Source organism: Sphingobium fuliginis, assembly GCF_015074805.1.
Lineage (GTDB): Bacteria > Pseudomonadota > Alphaproteobacteria > Sphingomonadales > Sphingomonadaceae > Sphingobium > Sphingobium fuliginis.
In genome coordinates this window covers 944,733-969,739 of sequence record NZ_CP060035.1, presented here as the reverse complement: position 1 = coordinate 969,739, position 25,007 = coordinate 944,733, and the positions used below count along the sequence as shown (strand labels likewise).

29 protein-coding genes and 1 tRNA gene are annotated in these 25,007 nt (G+C 65.6%); 19 read left to right on the top strand and 11 right to left on the bottom strand.

What is annotated here, in order from left to right:
• Positions 1-22: 22 nt before the first annotated feature.
• Both H5V43_RS04585 and H5V43_RS04580 read right to left on the bottom strand, forming a co-directional pair.
• A complete protein-coding gene (locus H5V43_RS04585) occupies positions 23-673 on the bottom strand; it encodes an MOSC domain-containing protein (protein ID WP_193666783.1) in 651 nt (216 codons plus the stop codon).
• A gap of 57 nt (positions 674-730) precedes the next feature.
• Complete coding sequence (locus tag H5V43_RS04580) at positions 731-949, bottom strand: hypervirulence associated TUDOR domain-containing protein (protein WP_025551239.1); 219 nt, start codon at positions 947-949, stop codon at positions 731-733.
• A 123-nt stretch (positions 950-1,072) separates the two neighbouring features.
• Between H5V43_RS04580 and H5V43_RS04575 the strand changes: the two genes are divergently transcribed.
• From H5V43_RS04575 to H5V43_RS04555, 5 genes are all read left to right on the top strand, one after another.
• Complete coding sequence (locus H5V43_RS04575; RefSeq protein WP_044661992.1) at positions 1,073-2,251, top strand: glycosyltransferase family 4 protein; 1,179 nt, start codon at positions 1,073-1,075, stop codon at positions 2,249-2,251.
• A gap of 28 nt (positions 2,252-2,279) precedes the next feature.
• Complete coding sequence (locus tag H5V43_RS04570) at positions 2,280-3,590, top strand: replication-associated recombination protein A (RefSeq protein ID WP_025551241.1); 1,311 nt, start codon at positions 2,280-2,282, stop codon at positions 3,588-3,590.
• Positions 3,587-4,447, top strand: coding sequence for a hypothetical protein (locus H5V43_RS04565; RefSeq protein WP_025551243.1), 861 nt, complete (start codon positions 3,587-3,589; stop codon positions 4,445-4,447). Before H5V43_RS04570 ends, H5V43_RS04565 begins: the two co-directional genes overlap by 4 nt.
• A gap of 31 nt (positions 4,448-4,478) precedes the next feature.
• A tRNA-Thr gene (locus tag H5V43_RS04560) sits at positions 4,479-4,553 on the top strand.
• Positions 4,554-4,680: 127 nt separating this feature from the next.
• Entirely contained in the window at positions 4,681-5,073 is a 393-nt protein-coding gene (locus H5V43_RS04555) for a YkvA family protein (RefSeq protein ID WP_025551244.1), read from the top strand.
• A gap of 515 nt (positions 5,074-5,588) precedes the next feature.
• Here the strand turns inward: H5V43_RS04555 and H5V43_RS04550 are convergent.
• Positions 5,589-6,029, bottom strand: coding sequence for a cupin domain-containing protein (locus H5V43_RS04550; protein ID WP_025551245.1), 441 nt, complete (start codon positions 6,027-6,029; stop codon positions 5,589-5,591).
• A 121-nt stretch (positions 6,030-6,150) separates the two neighbouring features.
• Here H5V43_RS04550 and H5V43_RS04545 point away from each other — a divergent pair, with 121 nt between their 5' ends.
• A complete protein-coding gene (locus H5V43_RS04545; protein WP_025551246.1) occupies positions 6,151-6,453 on the top strand; it encodes a glycine zipper 2TM domain-containing protein in 303 nt (100 codons plus the stop codon).
• 68 nt (positions 6,454-6,521) lie between these two features.
• Here H5V43_RS04545 and H5V43_RS04540 read toward each other — a convergent pair whose 3' ends face one another.
• Together H5V43_RS04540 and H5V43_RS04535 are read right to left on the bottom strand one after the other, a co-directional pair.
• Positions 6,522-6,800 carry a hypothetical protein gene (locus H5V43_RS04540; RefSeq protein WP_025551248.1) on the bottom strand — a complete coding sequence of 93 codons (279 nt, stop codon included), beginning with the start codon at positions 6,798-6,800 and terminating at the stop codon, positions 6,522-6,524.
• A 140-nt stretch (positions 6,801-6,940) separates the two neighbouring features.
• A complete protein-coding gene (locus tag H5V43_RS04535) occupies positions 6,941-7,348 on the bottom strand; it encodes an EVE domain-containing protein (RefSeq protein WP_099185827.1) in 408 nt (135 codons plus the stop codon).
• A gap of 106 nt (positions 7,349-7,454) precedes the next feature.
• On the opposite strand from H5V43_RS04535, the gene H5V43_RS04530 reads away from it, so the two are divergent.
• Complete coding sequence (locus H5V43_RS04530) at positions 7,455-8,399, top strand: isopenicillin N synthase family dioxygenase (RefSeq protein ID WP_048578245.1); 945 nt, start codon at positions 7,455-7,457, stop codon at positions 8,397-8,399.
• Between the two features lie 45 nt (positions 8,400-8,444).
• Here H5V43_RS04530 and H5V43_RS04525 read toward each other — a convergent pair whose 3' ends face one another.
• Entirely contained in the window at positions 8,445-8,828 is a 384-nt protein-coding gene (locus tag H5V43_RS04525) for a dihydroneopterin aldolase (RefSeq protein ID WP_025551250.1), read from the bottom strand.
• 127 nt (positions 8,829-8,955) lie between these two features.
• Between H5V43_RS04525 and H5V43_RS04520 the strand changes: the two genes are divergently transcribed.
• The 4 genes from H5V43_RS04520 to H5V43_RS04505 are packed head-to-tail and all read left to right on the top strand — an operon-like array spanning position 8,956 to position 11,886.
• A complete protein-coding gene (locus tag H5V43_RS04520; RefSeq protein WP_037483800.1) occupies positions 8,956-9,474 on the top strand; it encodes a GNAT family N-acetyltransferase in 519 nt (172 codons plus the stop codon).
• Positions 9,475-9,519: 45 nt separating this feature from the next.
• Positions 9,520-10,086, top strand: a complete 567-nt coding sequence (locus H5V43_RS04515; protein WP_025551253.1) for a DUF1285 domain-containing protein — start codon at positions 9,520-9,522, stop codon at positions 10,084-10,086.
• Positions 10,083-10,694, top strand: a complete 612-nt coding sequence (locus H5V43_RS04510; RefSeq protein WP_099185828.1) for a CoA pyrophosphatase — start codon at positions 10,083-10,085, stop codon at positions 10,692-10,694. The genes H5V43_RS04515 and H5V43_RS04510 overlap by 4 nt, the downstream gene beginning before the upstream one ends.
• Complete coding sequence (locus tag H5V43_RS04505) at positions 10,675-11,886, top strand: CCA tRNA nucleotidyltransferase (RefSeq protein ID WP_099185829.1); 1,212 nt, start codon at positions 10,675-10,677, stop codon at positions 11,884-11,886. Before H5V43_RS04510 ends, H5V43_RS04505 begins: the two co-directional genes overlap by 20 nt.
• On the opposite strand, the gene H5V43_RS04500 is transcribed toward H5V43_RS04505, so the two are convergent.
• From H5V43_RS04500 to H5V43_RS04490, 3 genes are all read right to left on the bottom strand, one after another.
• Positions 11,850-13,592 (bottom strand): putative bifunctional diguanylate cyclase/phosphodiesterase, encoded by a 1,743-nt coding sequence (locus H5V43_RS04500; RefSeq protein WP_373278261.1) that lies wholly within the window; start codon positions 13,590-13,592, stop codon positions 11,850-11,852. The genes H5V43_RS04505 and H5V43_RS04500 overlap by 37 nt on opposite strands.
• 93 nt (positions 13,593-13,685) lie before the next feature.
• Positions 13,686-15,974, bottom strand: coding sequence for a DNA topoisomerase IV subunit A (gene parC, locus H5V43_RS04495; RefSeq protein WP_025551256.1), 2,289 nt, complete (start codon positions 15,972-15,974; stop codon positions 13,686-13,688).
• Positions 15,975-16,390: 416 nt separating this feature from the next.
• Positions 16,391-17,311: a LysR substrate-binding domain-containing protein gene (locus tag H5V43_RS04490; RefSeq protein WP_025551056.1), complete on the bottom strand. Its 921-nt coding sequence runs from the start codon at positions 17,309-17,311 to the stop codon at positions 16,391-16,393.
• 130 nt (positions 17,312-17,441) lie between these two features.
• On the opposite strand from H5V43_RS04490, the gene H5V43_RS04485 reads away from it, so the two are divergent.
• From H5V43_RS04485 to purC, 6 genes are all read left to right on the top strand, one after another.
• On the top strand, positions 17,442-17,588 hold the full coding sequence (locus H5V43_RS04485; protein ID WP_172451907.1) for a hypothetical protein: 147 nt from the start codon (positions 17,442-17,444) through the stop codon (positions 17,586-17,588).
• Positions 17,589-17,658: 70 nt separating this feature from the next.
• Positions 17,659-18,423, top strand: a complete 765-nt coding sequence (otsB, locus tag H5V43_RS04480) for a trehalose-phosphatase (protein ID WP_025551060.1) — start codon at positions 17,659-17,661, stop codon at positions 18,421-18,423.
• A 99-nt stretch (positions 18,424-18,522) separates the two neighbouring features.
• Entirely contained in the window at positions 18,523-20,301 is a 1,779-nt protein-coding gene (locus tag H5V43_RS04475; protein WP_255308893.1) for a glycoside hydrolase family 15 protein, read from the top strand.
• A gap of 25 nt (positions 20,302-20,326) precedes the next feature.
• Entirely contained in the window at positions 20,327-21,730 is a 1,404-nt protein-coding gene (otsA, locus tag H5V43_RS04470) for an alpha,alpha-trehalose-phosphate synthase (UDP-forming) (protein ID WP_082166324.1), read from the top strand.
• 31 nt (positions 21,731-21,761) lie between these two features.
• Entirely contained in the window at positions 21,762-21,890 is a 129-nt protein-coding gene (locus H5V43_RS23760) for a hypothetical protein (protein WP_255308864.1), read from the top strand.
• Positions 21,891-22,033: 143 nt separating this feature from the next.
• Positions 22,034-22,816, top strand: coding sequence for a phosphoribosylaminoimidazolesuccinocarboxamide synthase (gene purC, locus H5V43_RS04465; RefSeq protein WP_025551063.1), 783 nt, complete (start codon positions 22,034-22,036; stop codon positions 22,814-22,816).
• Positions 22,817-22,836: 20 nt separating this feature from the next.
• On the opposite strand, the gene H5V43_RS04460 is transcribed toward purC, so the two are convergent.
• Together H5V43_RS04460 and H5V43_RS04455 are read right to left on the bottom strand one after the other, a co-directional pair.
• A complete protein-coding gene (locus H5V43_RS04460; RefSeq protein WP_025551065.1) occupies positions 22,837-23,589 on the bottom strand; it encodes a sulfite exporter TauE/SafE family protein in 753 nt (250 codons plus the stop codon).
• Positions 23,590-23,657: 68 nt separating this feature from the next.
• On the bottom strand, positions 23,658-23,807 hold the full coding sequence (locus tag H5V43_RS04455; RefSeq protein ID WP_165363364.1) for a hypothetical protein: 150 nt from the start codon (positions 23,805-23,807) through the stop codon (positions 23,658-23,660).
• A 199-nt stretch (positions 23,808-24,006) separates the two neighbouring features.
• On the opposite strand from H5V43_RS04455, the gene purS reads away from it, so the two are divergent.
• Positions 24,007-24,237: a phosphoribosylformylglycinamidine synthase subunit PurS gene (purS, locus tag H5V43_RS04450; protein WP_007682101.1), complete on the top strand. Its 231-nt coding sequence runs from the start codon at positions 24,007-24,009 to the stop codon at positions 24,235-24,237.
• Positions 24,238-24,240: 3 nt separating this feature from the next.
• Positions 24,241-24,915 (top strand): phosphoribosylformylglycinamidine synthase subunit PurQ, encoded by a 675-nt coding sequence (gene purQ, locus H5V43_RS04445; protein WP_025551069.1) that lies wholly within the window; start codon positions 24,241-24,243, stop codon positions 24,913-24,915.
• Positions 24,916-25,007 lie beyond the last annotated feature (92 nt).

Here is a 25,007-nt window from a genome sequence, read left to right as displayed (position 1 = left end):
GCGACCGCGACCCCGCCGGCCTTCAGGCCAGCTTGCGCGCCCTGTCCCGCCACGCCTCGGCCAGCACCGGCATGTCCGCCAGCGCCCTCACGGCGTCCGGCTCGCCCTTGTGCCCTCCCCCGATCAGCAGCCGGAACAGCCGCGCGACCGGCCACTCGGGCCATGGCCGCTCCAGCAATTCCATCTGCGTGCCGGCCTCCGCCTCCCCCTCCCGCAAGACCCGAAAATAGATGCCGCATCGCGCGGTCTTCACGATGGCCGCCATCACGTCGCGCGCGCCGAAACGATGGTCGAGCTTCCAGCAGGGCTGCCGTCCATGGCTCACCTCGACCACCGCGCTGCCCAGCGCAAAGCGGTCGCCAAGGCAGATCTCCTCCTCGGTCATCCCGCGCGACGCGATATTCTCGCCAAAGGCGCCCGGCCCTTCCAGCAAGGGATGACCGGGCTTGCGCTCGCGCCACCAGCCATAATGGTCCTGCGGATAGAGGTGGATGGCCTTGTCCCACCCGCCATGATGCACCTTGTCGGCCACCCCGTCGCCTTCAAGGCCCAGCCAGCCGATCCGCACCGCGCCCGTCACCGGCTTCTTCGCGATCGCGCTATAGTCGCCGTCGCGAAAGGGCGCGGGCATCCCGGTCAGCAGCGCGTCGACGGTCATGGAACAAAGGGTCATGCCCTCCCTTGCCATGAAAGCCATGACCGGGAAAAGGCCGCTCGGCAGGAAAATTACTCAGGCGGGGGACAGCTCCGAACCCAGCTTCAGCACTTCGCACCCGCTGTCGGTGGTCACCAGATAGGCGGGATTGCGGCGGGAACCGTTCCGCCTGATGACGGCGCCCTCGATCCGGCGCTCGACCTGCTGCTCGAACCGCTCGGCCACTCTCCCGCGGCCGACGCCCTGCCCCCAATTCCACTTGACCCTCGCTCCTTTGCGAAAGCTTCCGGTCATCAAGCATTCTCTCCTTCGGGGAACAACCGCGCCGGCCGGCCATCATTGCTGCCGCAAGGCAAAAATCCCGAATGCCGTCCTGGTTCCCTTGGGTTTTGCGCCTGCCTGCGTTAAGGGCGGCGGATGGATGTCACGGGGCTTCGCGTCGCGCTCTTCAGCGGCAATTACAATTATGTGCGCGATGGCGCGAACCAGGCGCTCAACCGCTTCGTCGCCTATCTGCTGCGGCAGGGCGCGGCGGTGCGCGTCTATTCGCCCACCACGGACAGCCCGGCCTTCGATCCGGCGGGCGATCTGGTCAGCGCGCCGTCGGTGCCCGTGCCCGGCCGCCGCGAATATCGGATTCCCTACCGCATGTCGGGCGCCGTCCGCCGCGACCTGAAGGCCTTCCGCCCGAACCTCGTCCATGTGTCCAGCCCCGATCCGCTCGGCCATCGCGCCGTGGCCTGGGCGCGCCGCCACGGGCTGCCGGCGGTCGCCTCCGTCCACACGCGCTTCGAAACCTATCCGCGCTATTACGGCCTCGCCTTTCTGGAGCCGGTGATCGAATCGCTGCTCCGCCGCTTCTACCGCCGCTGCGACGCCATCGTCGCCCCGTCCGAATCGATGGCGCAGCTCCTGCGCGAACAGCGGATGAGCTATGATGTCGGCATCTGGACCCGCGGCATAGACCGGGACATCTTCCATCCCGGCCGCCGCGACATGGCGTGGCGCCGGTCGCTCGGCATCGCGGACGACGAACCGGTGATCGGCTTCATCGGCCGCCTGGTGATGGAAAAGGGCCTCGACGTCTTTTCCGACACGATCGATCATCTGGCGGCGAAGAATGTGCGGCACAAGGTGCTGATCGTCGGCGAAGGGCCGGCGCGGGAATGGTTCGCGAACCGCCTGCCCAACGCCGTCTTCACCGGATTCCAGAAGGGCGCGGACCTCGGCCGCGCCGTCGCGGGCATGGACATGCTGTTCAACCCCAGCGTCACGGAAACCTTCGGCAACGTCACGCTGGAGGCGATGGCCTGCGGCCTGCCCACCGTCGCCGCCCGCGCCACCGGCAGCGAGAGCCTTGTCACCGACGGCGTCACCGGCCGCCTGATCCGCCCCGGCGCGATCACCGCCTTTGCCGACGCGCTGACCGTCTATTGCACCGATCCCGCCACGCGCTCCGCCGCCGGCGCGGCCGCCATGGCGCAGGCGGAACATTATGGCTGGGATCAGGTGAACCAGGCGCTGGTCGACACCTATATCCGCATCATCCGCCAGCGCGAACATGGCGCGCTGGTCCGGTCGAGCCCTGTTCCCTGAACGCAAAAGCCTTCCTATATCACAGGCGATGGCCGATCTTTTCGCCCCCGACGATCTCCCCCCTGTCCCAGCCGAAGCGCCGCTGGCCGACAAGCTGCGCCCCCGCGCGCTGGCGGACGTCGTCGGGCAGGATCATCTGACCGGACCGGATGGCGCGATCGGCCGCATGGTCGCCGCCGGCCGGCTCTCCTCGATCATCCTCTGGGGCCCGCCGGGCACGGGCAAGACCACCATCTCCCGCCTGCTGGCGGACGCCGTCGGCATGCGTTTCGAACCGATCTCCGCCGTCTTCTCCGGCGTCGCCGACCTCAAGAAGGTCTTTGCCGCCGCAAGGGACCATGCCCGGCGGGGCGAAAAGACACTGCTCTTCGTGGACGAGATCCATCGCTTCAACCGCGCGCAGCAGGACAGCTTCCTCCCCTTCGTGGAGGATGGCACCGTCACCCTGGTCGGCGCGACCACCGAAAATCCCAGCTTCGAACTCAACGCCGCGCTCCTCTCCCGCGCGCAGGTGCTGATCCTGCGCCGCCTCGACGCAACCGCCCTCGAACAGTTGCTGGAACGCGCCGAATCGCTGATGGAACGCCCCCTGCCGCTCGACGCAGCCGCCCGCGAAGCCCTGCTCGCCAGCGCCGACGGCGACGGACGCTTCCTGCTGAACCAGGTGGAGACCCTCTATTCCATCGGCGTCCCGCAGCCGCTCGATCCGGCGGGCCTTTCCGCCCTGCTCCACCGCCGCGTCGCGGTTTATGACAAGGACCGGGAGGGTCATTACAACCTCATCTCCGCGCTCCACAAAAGCCTGCGCGGTTCCGACCCGCAAGCCGCGCTCTACTATCTCGCCCGCATGCTGACCGCGGGCGAGGAGCCGCTCTACGTGCTGCGCCGCCTCGTCCGCTTCGCCGTGGAGGACATCGGCCTTGCCGACCCGCAGGCGGTCGTCCAGTGCCTCGCCGCCAAGGACAGCTACGACTTTCTCGGCTCCCCCGAAGGCGAACTCGCCATCGTCCAGGCCTGCCTCTATTGCGCCACCGCGCCCAAGTCCAACGCCGCCTACAGCGCCATGAAATCCGCCTGGAGGTCCGCCCGCGAGACCGGCTCGCTCATGCCGCCGCAGAACATCCTGAACGCCCCGACCAAGCTCATGAAGACCATCGGCTATGGCAAGGGCTATCAGTACGACCACGACGCGCAGGACGGCTTTTCCGGCGACAATTACTGGCCCGAGGAAATGCAGCCCCAAAGCTTCTACGCCCCCACCGAGCGCGGCTTCGAAGCGCGCATTGCCGAACGCATGGCCTATTGGGACCGCCTGAGGGCCGAACGCCGCCCGAAATGACCCCCCGCTTTGCCCGCTATGCGGTCATCGACTGGTCCGGCGCAAAGGGATCGCGCCACAAGGGCATAGCCGTCGCCCTGTGCGAAGCCGGCGATGCGGCGCCCCGGCTCCAGCATCCGGACGGCGGCGGCCTCTGGTCGCGCCGCGCCGTCGCTGACTGGCTTGTCCGCACCGCGGCCGAAGCCCCGACCCTGTTCGGCTTCGATTTCAGCTTCGCCCCGCCCTATGTCGCGCGCCGAAGCTACCTCCCCGGCGACGACGTGCCCGCCACCGGCCCGGCCTTCTGGGCCTATGTCGACGGCATTTGCGCGGACGAGGATCTGGGCGCCGCCAGCCTGCTCGAACGCACCCACCGGCGGCATTTCTATTTCGGCAAGGCCGACGGCATCAAGGCGGACTATATGCACAACCGCGCCTGCGAGGCGCATTACAACGCGCAAGGCGGCGGCAAGCCCTCCACCGTCTATGACGCCATCGGCGCGGCGCAGGTCGCCAAGGCCAGTTTTTCAGGGATGCGCCTGCTCCACCATGTCCATCCGCACGTCCCCGTCTGGCCCTTCGACCCGCCGCCGCCGATCGGCTCGCTGATCGTGGAAATCTACACCAGCATCGCCGCGCGCGCCGCCGGACGCCCCAAGGGCCGGGCCAAGATGCGCGACCTCCCGGCGCTGAACGACGCGCTATTCGCCGTCGGGTCACAACCGCATATGGGCCTTCCCCCCGACGACCATGGCGCCGACGCGATCCTGACCGCCGCCTGGCTCCGCCGCGCGGCCCCCCGCCCCAGCCTGTGGAACCCGGCGCCGCTCAACGAAAAAATCGCCGCAACAGAGGGCTGGACGTTCGGCATCATCTGATAGTAAGGCGCTCCCCGTCCGAAACGGATGGGCCGGCTTAGCACAGCGGTAGTGCAGCGGTTTTGTAAACCGAAGGTCGGGGGTTCGATCCCCTCAGCCGGCACCATGACTTCCAGAACCGTCCATGCCGGGGTGAGGCCGGACGAAGCCGAAGTCCCCTGTCGAAACATTCCGCGCAGCCCGAACCGAACCGACAGGTTCTGATTCCACGCCACCTGCCCTATACTCGCCCGATGGCATATCGACGCCTGAAAAACTGGGCCCGCGCGCTGAAGGTCGACATCATGGCCCTGTGGCTCGCCGCCCGCGACAGCCGCACGCCCCCGGCCGCAAAGCTCGTCGCCGCCGCCGTCGCCGCCTTCGCGCTCAGCCCGGTCGACCTGATCCCGGACTTCATCCCGATCCTGGGCTATCTGGACGATCTCATCATCCTGCCGCTCGGCATCGCCCTGGCGATCCGCCTCATTCCCGCGCCGCTGATGGCGCAGTTCCGCACCGAAGCGCAACGCCTGTCGGACCGTCCCAAAAGCCGCACGGCAATGGCGGTCATCCTCCTGATCTGGCTTGCTTCGGGTCTGGCGCTGTCACTGTACGCCGCCCACTGGATCGCCCATCGCGCCCGCTGATCATGTTTCAGAGCGCGACCTGCGCAATCTGACGCAGCGCGCCCTGGCCCCAAAACAAAATGGGGGCCGGCATTTCTGCCGGTCCCCACTTCCGTCGCGTCTCTCGATCCGCTTCTCTTTCAAGATGCGATCATCGGACTCGGCGTGCGATAGGTCCGCCTCAAAGGCTTTGCTATCGTGTCGGCTCCGCTTGCCCGGCCGGTCGGCCGTTCTCCCGCAGCCTGTCCTCTTTATTCGATGCCCGACGTTCACTTTCGCGCGTGCACGGCACCGTCTATTGAGAACCATCGGATTTCCGCATTTTCCTTCCGGTCCATGCTTCTTTCCCGACGCTCGAAAATTCCTTCAAGTCGCTGATTTCTCATCGACTTTGGCATCCAGATCGCTCTGTCTCCCGGTCTTTCCGATAAGAGGATGCTCTCACCAAAAGCGAGTCGCTCAAAGCGGAATCTTGCACCCTGAAGACCGCCTCGCGCTAAAGCTGTGGATAAGTGTGGATAATTTTTCCGCATGGTTCAGCCGCCCGGCGACCAGCCTCGCGGCGCCAGCGTGAAGCCGGAAAATTCAAAGCCCGGCACGACCACGCAACTGACCAGCGTCCATCCGCCCATCGGCCGCGCCGCCTGCCAATGATGGGCCGGGACCAGCCCTTGCGGCTGCTGCCCCGCCAGCACGTCCCCGCCCAGCAGCATGTCCCGTGCAGCCCCTCCTTCATCCGCGATCGAGAGGGTGAGCGGCGCCCCGGCATGCCAGAACCAGTGCTCGACGGCGTCGACCCGGTGCCAGTGCGAAGCCTGGTGCGCCTCCAGCAGGAAATAGATCGCGGTCCCGCCTGCCCGTTCGCCCGCTCCGGCCGGCGCGCGCCAGCTTTCCCGAAACCATCCCCCCTCCGGATGCGGCGCAAGGTCGAGGAGCCGGATCAAAGCCCCCGCTGCCGCTTCATCGCAACCGTCCATCGCCCTGCCTCAAAATTTATGCCCGGAAAAACAACATGATGCGCCGTTGTCGCAGGTTCATGCAACCTCCATCAATATGCGCGGGTTGAACGATCAAAGCACGTCTTTTGGAGGAGAAAAAATGCGTAAAGCCCTTATGGCCATGGCCGCCGTCTCGCTGGCCATTCCCGCTTCGATGGCGATCCCGACGGACGGCGCCAACGCCCGCCGCCATTATCAATATCGCGAATGGCGCGGCCGCGACGGCCGCATGTACTGCCGCAAGTCCAACGGCACCACCGGCCTGATCGTCGGCGGCGTGGGCGGCGCTCTGGTCGGCCGCGCCATCGACACCCGCGGCGACCGCGCGACCGGCACGATCCTGGGCGCCGCCGGCGGCGCGCTGCTCGGCAAGGAAATCGACAGCAAGCGCCGCTGCCGCTGACAGGCGCGAAAAAGGGCGGCTTCCGATGGGAAGCCGCCCTTTTTTCATGTCTTCAAGACATTCAAGGCTTATTCGGCAGCCGCGCCGCGCGCCTCATCGACCTTGAAGGCCACCGACTGACCGCCGGAAACGCCCGACACGCGGCCATTCTTGACCGACAGGTTGAAGGCGACGGCGTCGGGATAGCGACGGCCCGAAATCACCTTGCCGGTCTTGGTGTCCTTGACGTCATACACATAGGTGTAGCCCTCGTGCGTGAACTTCTGCTTGGCAGCGTCTTCGGCATGGGCGGGAGCGTTGGCGGCGCCGGCGGCGAACAGGGCGGAAAGGACAAACTTGGACAGCATTCGCATGGGTAAACTCCTTGTGAATGCCGATCAAACACCTCTGGAATATTCTTTTCTGTTGATGCCGATTTATGGTGCGCCGCGCTAAAACGACAATCGCAAACAAAGGCGAAACAATTGCATTTCCCGCAACCGCCAACTCAACCCTTTGATAAATCAAGAATATGTTTGAATTCCGCCGCCGTCAGCGGGGACACGGAAAGGCGCGATTGGCGTATCATCACCATATTGGCCAGCTTCGGATCGGCCTTCATCGTCTTCAGCGTGACGGGCTTGGCGAACTTTTCCTTCGGCGCCACATGCACGGCCACCCACTTGCCCGTCCCGTCCGTGCTGTCGGGCGCGGCTTCCTCGACGATCTCCATGATGCCGACCGCCTCGACCCCGATATTGCTGTGGTAGAAGATCGAAAGATCGCCCTTGCGCATCGCCTTCATATGGCCTTGCGCGGCATGATTTCGCACCCCGTCCCACTCCGCCTTCCCCTTTGCGGCCAGATCGTCGTAGGAAAAGGCGTCGGGTTCCGATTTCATCAGCCAATAGTTCATGGCTTCTCCTTGCATCAGCCGCGAAGGACGATCAAGGATGCGCGCATGGCCCGGCGGCGCCAGGACGGCGCGCCTGGGCGGGTCCAGTTGAATTTCGGAGAATCACGTGTCGCAATCCCTGCTGGGACAAGTGCCTGTCCTGTCCTTGGGCAATATGGAAAGGGCCGACTTCGCCGCCGCCTTCGGCGGCTCCTTCCAGCGCTTCGGCTTCGCCATGGTGAAGGACCATGGCATGGACCCGGCGCTGATCGACCGGGGCTGGGCGCTCGCCCGCCGGTTCTTCGCCCTGCCGGAGGAGGCAAAGCGCCGCTACGACGCCCGATATAATGGCGGCCAGCGCGGCTACACCGCCTTCGGCGTGGAAATCGCCAAGGGCGCGAGCGAGAACGACCTCAAGGAATTCTGGCATGTCGGCCGCGACCTGCCCGAGGGCGATCCGCTGGCGCAAAGCATGCCGCCCAATGTCTGGCCGGACGAGCTGCCGGAATTTCATGAGACGTTCACGCGCCTCTATGCCGAATTCGACCGCGTCGGCGCCGAACTGCTGTCCGCCATCGCCCTTTATCTGGGGCTGGAGGAGCGCTGGTTCGACAAGCCCATCGAAAACGGCAATTCGATCCTGCGCCTGCTCCATTATCCGCCCGTCTCGCCGGAAGCGCCGGGCATCCGCGCCGGCGCGCATGAGGACATCAACCTCATCACCCTGCTGCTGGGCGCCGAGGAAGGCGGGCTGGAACTCAGGGACCGGGACGGCAACTGGCTGCCCGTGGTTCCGCCGCCGGGCGCGCTCGCCATCAATGTGGGCGACATGCTCCAGCGGCTGACCAACCATCGCCTGCCCTCGACCAGCCACCGCGTCGTCAACCCGCCGCCGGAACGGCGCGGCCATTCGCGCTATTCCATGCCCTTCTTCCTGCACCTGCGGCCGGACTTCCTGATCGACGCCCTGCCCCAATGCGTCGATGCGGCGCATCCCCGCCGCGACCCGCCCATAACCGCGCACGACTATCTGACCGAACGGCTGCGGGAAATCGGCCTGATCAAGGGGTAGCGACGGGAATGACGGGCGATCGGTTCCGATCGCCCGGAAACCGCCCTATCTCCGCCCGCGCCCCATGGTGATCCCGATCTCCTCGCCCTTCTCGCTGAGGGCGAGCTTCACGATCTTCACCTCGACATGGGTCACCTTGTCGTCCTGGAGGAAGATCGTCTCGATGATATGATCGGCCACCGCCTCGATCAGCGTGAAATGCTGTCCTTCCGGCAGGGCCGCGGTCGCGGCATGTTTCAGGTCCATGTAATTTTTGGACCGGGACAGCGGCGTGTCGGGATCGTAATGGTCCGCGATCTTCAGCCGCGCCCTGATCGATATGCGCAGCGGTTGCGGCAGGTGCGTTTCCTCCGAATAGATGCCGGTCAGGACATCCACGTCCAGATTATTCACCTCCAACGTCAGGAAATCGTCAAATCCGCTGTTCATAGCTCGCCACATTCAGGCCGTCCCTGCCGCGGGCCGGCCCCAGTTTAGACTTTTATTTTGCGAGCCACGCGCTAAAGCCCGCCGCTCTCGGCGCGTCCATGCGCCATTGAGGACGGATCGGCAAGACGTGTCTGTGATAGTGCCCCTCAACATGATGTCGCGGAACGCGGTCGAGCAACTGCTTGACGCGGCCTTCGGCCCTGACCGGCACGGTCGCACCGCCTATCTGATTCGCGACGGCATGCCCTGGCTGCCCGAACTCTCCTTCGGCATGCGGGATGGGGAGGGCAGGCTCATCGGCTCCCTGCAAAGCTGGCCCGTCGCGCTCGCCCATGAAGACGGCAGCCGGACGCCGCTCATCATGGTCGGCCCCGTCGCGGTGGACCCCGCGGTGCAGGGCGCCGGCCACGGCCGCGCGCTGATGGACGCCGTCGTCGCGGCCGCCCGCGCGCGGCGAAGCGATCCGCTGATGATGATCGGCGATCCGGAATATTATGGCCGCTTCTGGGGCTTTTCGGCCGAAGGCACCGGCGGCTGGGACTGCCCCGGCCCGTTCGAGCCGCGCCGCCTGCTGGCGCTGTCGGTCGACGGTAGGCCGATAGGCGGCACGGGCATGCTGGGTCCGCGCGCCACCGTCCGCGCCTGAAATTTCCCTTTTGCCTTCGCGCCCAAGCGCCCCTATCTCGGCCCCATGCCGATGGAGCCGCCCCCCGATCTTTCCAACCTGTCCCTCAGCGATGTCGCGCGCCTGCTGGCGGAAAAGCGCCTTCCGCCCGTGGAGAAGTGGAACCCCGACCATTGCGGCGACAGCGACATGCGCATCGCCCGCGACGGCACCTGGTTCCATCAGGGCTCGCCCATCGGCCGCGAAGCCATGGTCCGCCTCTTCTCCACCATCCTGCGCCGCGAACCCGACGGCAGCCACGTCCTGGTCACGCCCGTAGAGAAACTCTCGATCGAGGTGGAGGATGCCCCCTTCATCGCCGTCGAGCTCAAGAGCGAAGGCGAAGGCCGGGCGCGCAACCTCGCCTTCCGGCTCAACACGGGCGACCTGGTCGCCGCCGGCCCGGACAATGCCCTTGTCCTGCGCGAAACGCCGGACGGGCCGCATCCCTATCTCCATGTCCGCGGCGGGCTGGAGGCGCTGATCGCCCGCAGCGTCTATTATGAACTGATGAACCTGGCGCTGGACGAAGGCGCCCAACCCATCGGCCTCTGGAGCAACGGCGCCTTCTTCGCGCTGGACGGATCGGCATGACCCTGGCGGAACGGCTGCGGACCGCCCTCAGGCAGGGGCATGAGCGGGAGGTCGGCCTGATACCCTCCGACACCCGCGACCCCCGGATCGACGGCGACATCCTGCTCTCGCCCGCGGCCGTGCTGGTCGCGATCACCGACCGTCCCGAACCCGGGCTGATCCTGACCCAGCGCTCCGCCGGACTGCGCCAGCATGCCGGACAGGTCGCCTTCCCCGGCGGACGGGTCGACGACGACGACCCCGACGAAATCGCCGGCGCCCTGCGGGAAGCGCAGGAGGAGATCGGCCTCCCTCCCGGCCTTGTCGACATCATCGGCACGTCGGACCGCTATCACACCTTCACCGGCTTCGACATCGTCCCCGTGCTGGGCGTGATCCCGCCCGACCTTCCCCTCTCCCCCCGCGAAGCGGAGGTGGCGGAGCTGTTCGAACTTCCCCTCTCCTTCGCCCTCGATCCCGCCAACCGGATTAGAAAATCGATAGATTATCAGGGTGTTGAAAGGCATTATTACGAAATATTCTGGGAAGGACGCCGCATCTGGGGCATCACCGCCGCGATCCTCGCCAATCTGTCGCGCAGGCTAGGCCATGACCAGCCTGCTGCCTGACGCCGACTGGCGCCATCGCCCCGGCCTGGACGCGCTGCTGAGGGCGCTCGGCGCGGAACAGGGCCTCGCCCGCTTCGTCGGCGGCGCCGTTCGCGACGGCCTTCTGGGCCTGCCGGTCAACGACCTGGACATCGCCACCGTGCTGGAGCCGCAGTCCGTCATCGACCGCCTCAGGGCCGCGGGGATAAAGGCCGTGCCCACCGGCATCGACCATGGCACGATCACGGCGGTGATCAACGGCTGGCCGGTGGAGATCACAACCCTCCGCCGCGACGTCAGCACGGACGGCCGCCGCGCCACCATCGCCTATACCGACGACTGGCGCGAAGACGCCGCCCGGCGCGATTTTACGATCAACGCGCTCTATGCCGACCCCCTCACCCACACCATCACGGACTTCTTCGGCGGCGTCGCCGATCTCCGCGCGCATCGCGTCCGCTTCATCGGAGAGGCAAGCGCCCGCATCGCGGAGGATCATCTCCGCATCCTGCGCTATTTCCGTTTCCTCGCGCGCTTCGGCCATGACGAACCGGATGTGGAGGCCTATGCCGCCTGCCGCGACGCCGCCAACAGCCTGATGGCCCTTTCGCGCGAACGCATTGCGGACGAACTGCTCAAACTGCTCGCCCTGCCCGGGCCGCTCGCCTCGCTCCGGCTCATGGTCGACGGCGGCATATTGCTGCCCGTCCTGCCGGAGGTCGACCATGACGGACTGGCCCGCCTGTCCATGCTGATCGAGCGGGAGGCCGCCTCCGGCATCGCCCCTGCGGCCCTGCGCCGCCTGGCGGCCCTGCTTCCGCCGGACCCGCGCGCCGCCGATCAGGTGGGCGCCCGGCTCAAATTGTCCAACAAGGCCCGCAAGCGCCTGACCGCCGCGCTGGAAGGCGCCGCCACCGGCGCGACCCCCCGCGCCCTCGCCTTCCGGATCGGCGTGGAAGGGGCCATCGACCGTATCCTGATCGATCCCTCGGCTCCGCTCGACGGCCTGAAGATGCTCGCGGACTGGGCCCCGCCGCGCCTGCCGCTGGGCGGCGGCGCCCTGATCGCGCGGGGCCTTCAGCCCGGCCCGGACGTGGCGAAGGCGCTGGCCGAGGTTCAGGACATCTGGGTGGCGGAGGATTTTCCCGACGCAGCCCGCGTCTCGGAAATCGCGGATCAGACCGTTTCGAAATTCCAGCGCGCCCGCCAATAGTCATAGGCATCGCCCTCCGCCATCGGCCGCGCGAAATAATAGCCCTGCCCCTGCCAGCACCCCAGATTCTGCAACGCATGGGCCAGTTGCTGCGTCTCGATCCCTTCGGCCGTGACATGCAGCCCCAGCGATTCGGCCAGCGACAGGATGGTGCGCACCATGATCTCCTTGTCCCGGTCCTCCAGCATGGATGTCACGAAACTGCGGTCGATCTTCAATATGTCGATGGGCAGGCTGTGCAGGCTCGCCAGGTTGGAATAGCCGGTGCCGAAATCGTCCATGGCGATCGGCATGTGCAGGTCCTTGAGCGCGAACAACAGCTTCCGCGCCTTTTCGGGGTCCGCCACGATGGCGCTTTCGGTCAGTTCCGCCGTCAGCCGCTTGCCCGAAATGCCCGCATAGCGCAGCGCTTCCTCGAACATGGATGCGACATCGTCCCGCGCCATCTGGATCGGGGAAAGGTTCACATTGACGCCCACCGGCAGCGCCTGGCCGAATTTCGCGTCCCACCGGCTGAGCGCCTGCGCCGCCTCATAGGCCGCCCAGCGGCCCAGCGGCGTGATCAGCCCGCTTTCCTCCGCCACGGCGATGAACTCGGCGGGCGAAACATGACCCAGTTCTTCATCCTCCCACCGCGCCAGCGCCTCGAAGCCGGTGATTTCACCCGTCTGCAGGTGGATCAGCGGCTGGAAGGCCAGCGTCAGCCCCCCCTGGGCCAGCGCATCGCGCAGGCGGCTCTCGACGGAAAATCGCCGCTGCGCCTCCTTCAGCACGCCATTGCGGTAGATTTCCACCTTGCCGCTGCGCTTGGCGATCTTCACCGCGGCCTGCGCCTTGCGCACCACATCCTCGGGGTCTTCGGTCAGGCTGGTCGACAGGGCGCAGCCGATCGCGCAATCGACCCGGATTTGCAGATCGCTCAGCCTGATCGGATAGCTGAGCGAGTCCCGGATGCGCTGAACGATATGAAGGGCGTCCGACAAACCATTGTTAAGCCTGGCGAAAATCGCAAAGTCGTTGCCGCCGATGCGCGCCAGCACATCGCCCTGCCGCAGGCTGGATTTCAACCGCTTGGCCACCGTGATCAGCAACTCGTCGCCGGCCATCGGGCCCAGGGATTCATTGACCCGGCTGAACCGGCTCAGATCGATGGCGAGGATGCCGAACTGCGCATTGTCCGGCCAGGGCGTGTTGGTCAGCCGGTCCTCGATCTCCTCGCCAAATCCCGTGCGGTTGGGAAGCGCGGTCAGGCCGTCGGACAATAATTCCCGCCGCAGGTTCTTCTCGATGGTCCGGTCGCTCGTCCGGTCGAGGGCGGTGAACAGGAACAGATTGGGTTCGCCATCCGGTTCGGGCAGCCGCCCGACGGTGCAGTAGAAATATTCGGGCCCCAACATGCCGTCGCGGCGCAATTCGAAACCTTCCGAATCGCGCCCGGACAGGACGCTCTGCACGATCCGCCTGCGCCATTCGGCCGCATGGGGCCGTTCGGCTTCGCCCGGGTTGCTGCAGGTGAAGCAGCTTCCGAACGGCGCATTGGTCGCCACCATGGACAACCTATTGTCTTCGAAGGAGAATGCAGCCGCCGGATAAGGCAGCGCAGCCAGCCAGTCCGCTATCGCCACGCGATGGGAAAGATGCGCGTCATCCTGCCCCAGAAGGAGCTGGATGTCCGGCATTTCGGTCGGCCGATCACGCATCGACATGGCTTCCATAGGCCCGGCGATAGGCCCAAAGGGTAAATTTTCGGGAAACGACATTCCCGATTCCAGCGCGATAGTAACGAAAAAATCAGCTTCTCAGAACCGGTTATCGCGCGGGAAGCCCGTGGGCGGCATGCGCCCGGCCGCGCCCCTGGCGACGCGCCATGGCGTCATGTCGGCTTCCGTGCGCACCCGCCCCGTTCCTCCACCCATGGCCCAGCTCAGCCCGTCGGACAGGCGGAAGGCGATGGCATCGGACAGCCCGCCGTCGCGATAGCGCTGCATCTGCACGCCCTGACCGCGCGCCATGCGCGGCATTTCAGTGAGCGAGAAGACCAGCAGCTTGCGGTTTTCGCCCATCACGGCGACGCTGTCCGCCTCCGGCGCGATGGGATGCACGACGCTCAGCTTCGCGCCGGTCCGCACATTGACGACCTGCTTGCCCTTGCGCGTTTCGGCGATCACATCCGCCACCGCCGCCACGAAGCCGCGCCCGTCCGAGGATGCAAGCAGCAGTTCGCCACCCACCCGCGCAGGCAGCAGGGCGACGATATTGCCGGTGCCGTCCATGTCGACCAGCGACCGGACCGGATCGCCAAAGCCGCGCCCGCCCGGCAGCTTGTCCGCGCCCAGCGTGAAGACGCGCCCGGTCTCCGTCGCCAGCAGCAGCTTGTCGGTGGTCTGCGCGTGGAAGGCGATCATCGGACCGTCGCCTTCCTTGAATTTCAGCGTGTCCGCCGAAGCAAGGTCGCGATGCCCGCTCATCGCCCTGATCCAGCCGCGCTCGGACAGGATCACGGTGATCGGCTCCTTCTCGATCATCGCCTCCAGCGGGATTTCCCGCGCCGGCGCCGCCTCCTCGACCAGCGTGCGCCGCCGGCCGAAATCGCCCTCGGGCGAATAGCGCTTGCGAAGGTCCGCCAGGTCCTTCTTCAGCCGCGTCCGCTGCCGCGCCGGGCTTTCCACCAGCTTTGTCAGCTCGTCGCGTTCCTTCAGCAGTTCCGAATGCTCGCGCCGCAGCTCCATCTCCTCCAGCTTGCGCAGGGACCGCAGCCGCATGTTCAGGATCGCCTCGGCCTGCCGGTCGTTCAGGCCGAACTCGGCCATCATCACCTCTTTCGGCTCATCCTCGGTCCGGATAATCTCGATCACCCGGTCAAGGTTCAGATAGGCGATGATATAGCCGTCCAGCAGCTCCAGCCGCGCCGCGATCTTGTCCAGCCGGTGCTGGGCGCGCTTCACCAGCACGTCGATCTGGTGCTTCAGCCATTCGACGAGGACCGTCTTCAGCCCCAGCACCCTTGGCGTGCGCGTCGCGTCCAGCACGTTCAGGTTCAGCGGGAAGCGGTTTTCCAGATCGGTCAGCCGGAACAGGCTGTCCATCAGCACGTCCGGGTCGACGGTGCGGGCGCGGGGTTCGATGACGATGCGGATCTCGGTGTCGCTCTCGTCGCGCACATCGGCCAGGATCGGCAGCTTCCTGTCGTTGATCAACGCCGCGATCTGCTCGATCAGCTTGGACTTCTGCACCTGGAAGGGGATTTGCGTCACCACCGCGACCCATGTGCCCCGCCCGCCATCCTCCTTGTGCCAGCGGGCGCGGGTTCGAAACGATCCCCGCCCCGTCGCATAAGCCTCTGAAATGATGGAAGCGCTGTCCACCAGCACGCCGCCGGTCGGAAAGTCCGGACCGCGCACGATCCGCATCAGATCGGCATGCTCGGCGTCCGGATTGTCGATCAGCAGGCTGGCCGCATCGATCAGTTCGGCGACATTATGCGGCGGGATGCTGGTCGCCATGCCGACCGCGATGCCGGTGGCGCCATTGGCCAGCAGATTGGGGAACAGGCCGGGAAACACCTCCGGCTCCTGATCCTCGCCATTATAGGTGGGGCGGAATTCGACGGTGCCTTCGTCCAGCCCCGCCATCAGGTCGGCGGCGGCCTGCGTCAGCCGCGCCTCGGTATAGCGCATCGCCGCCGCATTATCGCCGTCGATATTGCCGAAATTGCCCTGCCCGTCGACCAGCGGCGTGCGCAGCGAGAAATCCTGCGCCAGACGCACCATGGCGTCATAGACCGACGCGTCGCCATGCGGGTGATATTTGCCGATGACGTCGCCGACGACGCGGGCGCATTTCTTGTACGGCGTGGTGTTGCGCGCCGGATTGGCGACCAGCACGTCGGGCGAAGCCCCGCCCGGCTCCATCCGCAGCAGCCGCATCGCCCAGAGCAGCCGCCGGTGCACCGGCTTCAGCCCGTCGCGCAAATCCGGCAACGACCGCGCCGTGATGGTGGAGAGCGCATAGACGAGGTAGCGCTGGGACAGCGCATCGTCGAACGGGTGATCCTTGATAGCGTCGAACGGGTCGCGAAATTCGGTCATCGCAACGGGGAATAGCAGCGCCGCGACAAAACGGAAACGGGGTTTAATCCCACCGTACTCCTGCGAAGGCACTCGAAGGAAACAAATGGCTCATGAGAACCCAGTTCAGCTGTCGCCCTTTCACGCCAGGCAGCATGGACAAATGCAAGACCCCCCGGATTGAGTGATCCGGGTGGATTGCGGACATTCCCCCTCCCGCAGGCGGGAGGGGGCTAGGGGGTGGGCTGGCGCGACATCAGCGTGAATTTTCAACGGCTAAGTCAGAAGCTCGCTCCGCTCGCGCCCACCCCTAACCCCTCCCGTTTACGGGAGGGGAATGTCCTGAATCGGCCTTTCCCGACATTCCGAACTCGCCCACGCGACCTAGCGCAGAACTGGTTTCCCGCCTCCACAGGAACACGCGACATCAACTCCTATCACCGCGGCAAAAACCGCGCCTCCGGGTCCGCCGCGATCTCCCGCGCGAACTCCGCGCCGATCCAGTCGCGAAAGGCCTTCACCTTAGCGGTGTTGCGGGCATGGGGCGGATAGACCACCCAATAGCTCGCCCGTTCCCGGACATAGGATGGCAGGGCCTCCACCAGCAACCCGGCCTCCACCTCGGTCTTCCACAGGAAGGGATTGACGATGGCCACGCCCTGCCCCGCCATGGCGGCGCGCCCCTCCATCACCTGGGAATCGAGCGCGATCGCGGGCGGCAGCCCCTTGCCGTCCGCTTCCACCCCCATGGCGGCGAACCATTCATGCCACCACATGTCGTCCGGCGACAGGCGCGGCATGGCGTGCAGCGCCCGCGCGTCGGCTATCGGCCCGTTCGCCGCCAGCCATGACGGGCTGCACAGCGGCGCCAGCCGGTTATGGGTCAGCAGCTTCGCCTCCAGCCCCGGCCAATCGCCCCGCCCGCCCCGCACCGCCACGTCCACGCCGTCGCGGGCGAAGTCCACCACCCGGTCGGTCGCGTCGATCCGCACGGCCAGCCCCGGCTGGCGCATCTGGAACGTGCCGATGCGCTGCGCCAGCCAGAGATGCGCGAAACTGTTGGTGCAACTGATCGTCAGGATCGTCGAATGGTCCTGCGTCAGCGCGGCGAACCCTTCCCGCATCTGGTCGAAGGCGCGGGACAGGATCGTGGCGATCTCCCGCCCCTTGTCGGTCAGCGCCACTTTCCGCCCCGCCCTCTGGAACAGGCTGATGCCCAGCCGCTCCTCAAGCAATTTCACCTGATAACTGACGGCCGCCTGGGTCATCCCCAGTTCCTGCGCCGCAACCGTGAAATTCTCCAGCCGCGCGGCGGCCTCGAACACGCGGACGGCGGATAGGGGCGGCAGCTGGCTCATCCGGCATGGATAAGCCAGCCTTATGATTCGCGTCCATCCTTTTGTTGGCCGCCCCACCGGAAAAGAGCGATAGGAATTCCCACGAAACGAAATCCATTCTCCGGATCATTCATGGAAAAGGAGCCTTGCCATGCACTTGTCCAAGGACGCCCGGCCGTCCCCCAACGGCCACGAAGCCGCCCGGAATCGCCCCGGCCTGATCGCCGCCATCATGCAGGCCTTCTGCGCTCTCCACCGCATCGCCTGGTCTGCCCCCTGGATCGAGGAACGGCGATGAAGCCCCTCGAAAATCGCGAACATGGTGCGACGGGGGTTGCACAATCCGCGCCACACGCCAACTTGCGCGCGTGTCCGATTCCCGCCTTTCCCCTGTTCCCGATCTTCCCCCTCCGCCGCCCCGGCTGCTGACAGGGGCCGCGCTGTTCCTCGACTTCGACGGAACGCTGGCCCCGATAGCCGATACGCCCGACGGCGTGGAGGTCGATGACGATCTGCTCGCCCTGCTCGGCCGTCTGCGCGACCGGCTGGATGGGCGGCTTGCCATCGTCAGCGGCCGATCCGTCGCGACGCTGCGCGATTTCGGCTTCGGGCAGTTCCTGCTCGCCGGCACCCATGGGCTGGAACTGGCGGAACCCGGCCGCCCCGTGGAAGCGCCTGCCCGTCTCCCCGCGATCGATGAGGCGGAAGCCGCCTTCCAGACCTTCGCGGCCGGAAAGGCCGGCGTCCTCGTCGAACGCAAGACGATCAGCGTCGGCCTTCATTTCCGCGGCGCCCCGCAATGGGGCCGGGAAGCAGGCGATCTGGCCGCCAGCCTGGCGGATCGGCTCGACCTCGCGCTCCAGCCGGGCAAGATGCTCTACGAACTGCGTCCCGGCGGCGCCGACAAGGGCAGCGCCGTCCGCACACTGATGCGCCGCGCACCTATGGCCGGCGGCACGCCGCTGTTCATCGGGGACGACGTCACCGATGAGGAGGGCTTTGCCGTCGCACGCGATCTGGGCGGCTCCGGCATTCTCGTCGGCGTGCCCAGGGCGACGCTCGCCGCATTCTCTTTGGAACAGGTTGCCGCCGTCAGGCATTATCTTGCCCAGGGGGTCGCTGGCACCGACTGATCCGATGGTCCGGCGCCCCTGTCGTGCACGAACAAGGGGGACGGACCGATAGAAACGCAGAAAAACGACCTTCCGGGCGGGGATGAGCGCACGCTCGACCTGTGGCCCATCGGCAATTGCCAGGCATCGGCGCTGATCGACCGGGCCGGGCGGATGATATGGGCCTGCGTCCCCCGCGTCGACGGTGATCCCGTATTCTCGGCACTGCTGGACGATGCCGCCTGGGACCAACCGGATTCGCGGGGCTTCTGGGCCATAGAGCTGGAGAACTGCGCCCGGATCGAGCAGCATTATATCCGCAACACGCCTGTGCTGGTGACGCGCCAGACCGACGCCCAGGGCAATGCGATAGAGCTTTACGATTTCTGCCCGCGCCACAAGCATCAGGGGCGGATGTACCGCCCCGTCGCGTTCGCCCGCGTCGTCCGGCCCGTATCGGGCAGTCCGCGCATCCGCGTCAGGCTGCGCCCCACCACCTCCTGGCATTCGGAAAAGGTGCCGATCAGCTATGGCTCCAACCATATCCGGCTGGTGCTGTCCTACATGGCGATGCGCATGTCCACCAATGCGCCCATCGGCCTGATTTCCCAGGAAAGCTGGTTCCGGCTGGAACATGACATGCATTTCTTCCTGGGGCCGGATGAGAGCTTTTCGGACGCCCTCCGCCCCGCGGTGGAGCGGATGCTGGACGACACGATCCACGAATGGCAGATCTGGGTGCGAAGCCTGGCCATTCCGGCCGAGTGGCAGGAGGCGGTGATCCGTTCCGCCATCACGCTCAAGCTCTGCCAGCATGAGGAGACCGGCGCCATCGTCGCCGCGCTGACTACCAGTATCCCCGAACATGCCGACAGCGGCCGCAACTGGGACTATCGCTACTGCTGGATCAGGGACGCTTATTATACGGTGGAGGCGCTGAACCGGCTGGGCGCGCTGGACGTTCTGGAAAGCTATCTCGTCTATCTCCGCAACATCGTCGACGGCGCGCGGGGCGGCCATATCCAGCCGCTCTACGACGTGCGCGGCAACGCCACGCTGGAGGAGCGGGAGGCGCAGAACCTGCCCGGCTATCGCGGCATGGGGCCGGTGCGCGTCGGCAATGCCGCCTATTCCCAGGTACAGCACGACGCCTATGGGCAGATCGTCCTCTCCTCCGTTCAGGGCTTCATCGACCAGCGCCTGCTGCGCATGGCGGGGCTGTCGGACTTCGAAGCGCTGGAAGCCGTGGGCGAGCGCGCCTGGCAGGTCTATGACAAGCCCGATGCCGGCCTGTGGGAACTGCGCACCCGCGCCCATGTCCACAGCTACAGCGCGGTGATGTGCTGGGCGGCGTGCGACCGCCTCGCCCATGCGGCAGCCGCCCTTGGGCTGCCGGACCGCGAAGTCCATTGGCGCGAGCGGGCGGAAATCATGAAGGCCCGCATCCTCCAGTCGGCCTGGCGGACGGACAGCAACGCCATCTCCGCCAATTTCGAGGACGATGCGAGGGACGCCTCCCTGCTCCAGCTGATCGACCTGCGCTTCCTGACGACGGACAATCCCATGTTCATCGGAACGCTGAAGGCGCTGGAAAAGGACCTGCGCCGGGGCAACGACATGCTGCGCTACAGCGCGCCGGACGATTTCGGGGAGCCGGTCACCGCCTTCAACGTCTGCACCTTCTGGCTGATAGAGGCCCTGCATCGGACCGGCCGCAGCGAGGAGGCGCGCGCCCTGTTCGAGGAGATGCTGTCCCGCCGCACCGCCGCCGGCCTGCTTTCCGAAGACATCGATCCCGTCACCGGGGAATTGTGGGGGAACTATCCCCAAACCTACTCATTGGTCGGCATCATCAATTGCGCCGTGCTCTTGAGCAAACCGTGGAGCGTGATGCGATGAAGCGCTTGGCATGGAGGCGCTTGGCATGAGCCGCCTGATAGTCATTTCGAACCGGGTCAGCCGCCCAACCAAGAACGGCAACCAGGGCGGCCTGGCCGTCGCGCTTTCCCAGGCGCTGCGCGAAAGCCGCGGCATCTGGGTCGGCTGGTCCGGCGAGATCACGGAGAATTTCACCGGGCAGATCGGCTTTTCGGAGGATGAAGGCGTCAAGACCGCGACCATCGACCTGGAGGAGCAGGATGTCGACGAATATTATAATGGCTATGCCAACAAGACCCTCTGGCCGCTGTTCCACTTCCGGATAGACCTGGCCGAATATGCGCGCGATTTCGAAGGCGGGTATAACCGCGTCAACCAACGCTTCGCGGACACGACCAGCCCGCTGATCGAACCGGAAGACATCATCTGGGTCCAGGATTACCACATGATCCCGCTCGGCCGGATGCTGCGCGACCGGGGCCATGACAATCGCATGGGCTTCTTCCTGCACATCCCATGGCCGCCGACCCGGCTGCTTGTGTCGCTGCCCCACCACAGCAAGCTGGTGCAGGCGCTTTTCGCCTATGATGTCGTGGGGTTCCATACCGAGGAATGGCTGGAATCCTTCCGCCATTATGTCGAACGCGAAATGGGCGGTTCGGTGGACGGCGATTTCGTGACGCTGGGCAAGCGGACGATTCAGGCGATCGCCTGCCCCATCGGCATCAACGCGCAGGAATATGCCAGCGCCGCCGTCAGCGATGCGGCCAAGGACATGTATGAAAAGGTCCGCCGGTCGCTGCAGGATCGCGCGATGATCGTGGGCGTCGACCGTCTGGACTATAGCAAGGGACTGGAGGAACGGTTCAACGGCTACGCCCGCTTCCTGAAGGATCATAGCGAACAGCATCGCAATGTCGTCCTGACGCAGATCGCCCCGCCTTCCCGCGGCGAGGTGGAGAGCTATCAGCAGATCCGCGCAACCCTGGATGCGCTCGCCGGCCGCATCAACGGGGAATATAGCGATGTGGACTGGACCCCGATCCGCTACGTCAATCAGGGCTATCCGCGCGACAAGCTGGCCGGCATCTACCGCGCTGCCAAGATCGGGCTCGTCACGCCGCTGCGCGACGGCATGAACCTGGTCGCCAAGGAATATGTCGCCGCGCAGAATCCGGACGATCCCGGCGTCCTCATCCTGTCGCGCTTCGCCGGCGCCGCCCAGCAGCTCAAGGACGCGCTGCTGATCAATCCCTATAGTCCGGAGGAGATGTCCGACGCCATCACCCGCGCGCTCTCCATGCCGCTGGACGAACGCAAGCGGCGATGGCGCGCCATGATGGACAGTGTCGAAAAGCAGGACATAAGCTGGTGGCGGCAGCGCTTCACGGAGCGGCTGATGGCGGTCCAACGCAATGGCGAGGTGAAACAGGAGGCGCAACCGGCTTAACTTTCCCGCCAGCGCCGCTACAGTCGGGCCGATGGATGATGAGGAAGAAGCGGGCGGCGCCCTGGCCGCCATTCGCGCCAGATCGGGCGTCATATTGGGCGTGATCGGCCTTCTGGCCTGGCTGGCGCTGATCTGGTTCATGTTCGGCGACGTGCTGTAGCAGGCTCCCTCGCCCGAACTCGCCCATTTGCACCCCCGCCCCTTTTGGTCTAAGGGCCAGCCCAAGCAGCCCCGGCACCCGCTGATCCTTCCCGATTCGCGTTTGCCGGGGCACATTCTTTATTGGGAAGACAGGAACCGCATATGGCCCGTCGCCGCCAGATCTACGAAGGCAAGGCAAAGATCCTTTATGAAGGCCCCGAGCCTGGTACGATCATCCAATATTTCAAGGATGACGCGACCGCCTTCAACGCCCAGAAGAAGGGCACGATTTCGGGCAAGGGCGTGCTCAACAACCGGATTTCCGAGCATATCTTCACCCTACTCGGCCAGATCGGCGTTCCTACCCACTTCATCCGCCGCCTTAACATGCGCGAACAACTCGTCCGTCAGGTGGAAATCGTGCCGATCGAGGTGGTCGTGCGCAACGTCGCCGCAGGTTCGCTCAGCAAGAAGCTGGGGATCGAGGAGGGAACGCAGCTTCCCCGCACGCTCATCGAATATTGCTACAAGGACGACGCGCTGGGCGACCCGCTGGTGTCCGAAGAGCATATCGCCTGCTTCGGATGGGCCAGCCAGGACGAAATGCACGACATTGCCGACATGGCGATCCGCATCAACGACTTCATGTGCGGCCTGTTCGCGGGCATCGGCATTCGCCTGATCGACTTCAAGCTGGAATTCGGTCGCCTGTGGGACGGCGACTATAGCCGCATCATCCTTGCGGACGAGATCAGCCCCGACGGTTGCCGACTCTGGGACATGGCGACCGGCGAGAAGCTGGACAAGGACCGTTTCCGCCGCGATCTGGGCGGCGAAGTCGAGGCCTATCAGGAAGTCGCCCGGCGCCTGGGCCTGATGCCGGAGGGCGTGGATACCACCGTCCTCGACCTCGACACCCATCGCAAGAAGCGCGGCAAGGACTGATGGGAATCCGGACGCGCGGCTCAGGCAAGCAGCGCGTCCGCCATCAGCTTGATCCCCAGCAACACCATCAGCACATAGATCAGCGTGTAGAAGCGGGCGGGATCGAAGCGCCGCACCAACGCCACGCCGGCCATGGTCGACACGACGGCAAGCGGGATCAGCATCGCCGTCGCCAGCAGGTTCGCCCTGGTGAACTGCCCCAGGGCGGCATAGGCCGGCACCTTCATCCAGTTCGTCACCGCAAAGGCGATCGCGGTCGTCCCCACCAGAACGTCGCGCGACAGGCGCTTGGGCAGAACCCACATCTGGAAGGGCGGCGCCCCGGCATGCGCGATCTGGCTGGTGAAGCCGCTCGCCACGCCGAGCAGCACGCCCACCCATGAGGGCGAGGTCGACGGCAACACGATCGCGCCGCCCCGCTCGATCCAGAGCCGATGCAGGCCGAACAATGTCGAAATCAGGCCCAGCACGCCCATCACCGCGATTTCGGACACGCGGGCGGCGAAGAAATAGCCCAGCCCTACGCCGGCCGCCATGCCGGGCAGCATGACCTTAAGGACATGCCGGTCCCAGCTATGCCGGAACGACCAGACGCCGACCACATCCTGCAGGATCAGAATGGGCAGCATGATCGCCGCTCCCCGCACGGGATCGACGCCCAGGGCGAGTATCGGCATGGCCAGCGCGCCAACCCCGGCAAATCCGCCCTTGGCAAGGCCCGACAGGATCACCGCGCTTATGGCGCAGGCATAATAGAGATAATCCGGATTCATGGCGCTCCGCCTAAAGCAAGGCGGGCCTTTGGGGGAGCATCTTTTTTGCGGCGTTTGGCGCCTGCGCGTCAGCTATGCGCGCGATAGCCAATCAGGACGCCGAAGGTGAAGGTCGCCAGAAGCGCCAGCTGAACCCGGCCATGGGGATCGTCATAGCCCATGACCTGCTGACCGAAGGCGAAAAGCCCCACGAACATCGCCAAAGCAAGACCGGCCATGCGAAAATCCTTCCCTCTGCGGGATGGATAACGCCATGGCCGCTAACAAAAGCATAATGCCTTGCTTGCCGGGCGCTCCGGGACTAGAGGGCTGGACGATTCAAACGATCGCCAGCCCTCCGGTTTTCACGGCTTGCGCATTCTGCAGGCAGAATGCCCTGGGGGTGCGCGAAAGCCTGTTTTACGGAGTTCCACACTCATGAAAGCCCGCATCTTCGTCACCCTCAAGGGCGGTGTCCTCGACCCGCAGGGCAAGGCGATCCATCACGCGCTGGAAGGCCTTGGCTTCGGCGGCGTCAATGATGTGCGCGCGGGCAAGCTGATCGAACTGGACCTGGCCGACGGCACCAGCGACGAGGACATCGACGCCATGTGCCGCAAGCTGCTGGCGAACACGGTGATCGAAAACTACCGCATCGAAAAGGCCTGAGCCATGAAGAGCGCCGTCATCGTCTTTCCCGGCAGCAATTGCGACCGCGACCTCGCCGTGGCGTTCGAGACGGCGACCGGGACAAAGCCTGCCATGATCTGGCACCGCGACACGGAACTGCCCGACGATCTCGACCTGATCGGCGTGCCGGGCGGCTTTTCCTATGGCGACTATCTGCGTTCCGGCGCGATGGCGGCCCGTTCGCCGGTGATGCAGGCAGTGGCGAAGGCGGCGGATCGCGGGGCCTATGTGCTGGGCATCTGCAACGGTTTCCAGGTGCTGACGGAGAGCGGGCTGTTGCCCGGTGCGCTGCTGCGCAATGCGGGCGGCCATTTCGTCTGCCGCGACGTGGCGCTGACAGTCGAGAATGCGCAGAGCGCCTTCACCAGCCGCTATGAGGCTGGCGAGGCGATCAGCTTTCCGGTGGCGCATCATGACGGCAATTATTTTGCCGATGCGCAAACGCTGGACCGGCTGGAAGGCGAAGGCCGCGTGGCGCTGCGCTATGCGGAGAGCGTCAACGGATCGGCGCGGAACATCGCGGCTATCCTGAACGAGGCCGGCAATGTGCTGGGCATGATGCCGCACCCGGAGCGGGTGATAGAGCCGGCCCATGGTGCGACCGATGGCCGACGGCTGTTCGAAGGACTGGTGGAAGGGCTGCTTGCCCGGGCCTGAAGCCAAGGGATATGGCCCGGCTTGCTGAACCGACTTTCGGCATGCAATTGACGGCGTTGCCAGCCAGAGCGTTCAGCTTTGTGCCGTAACAC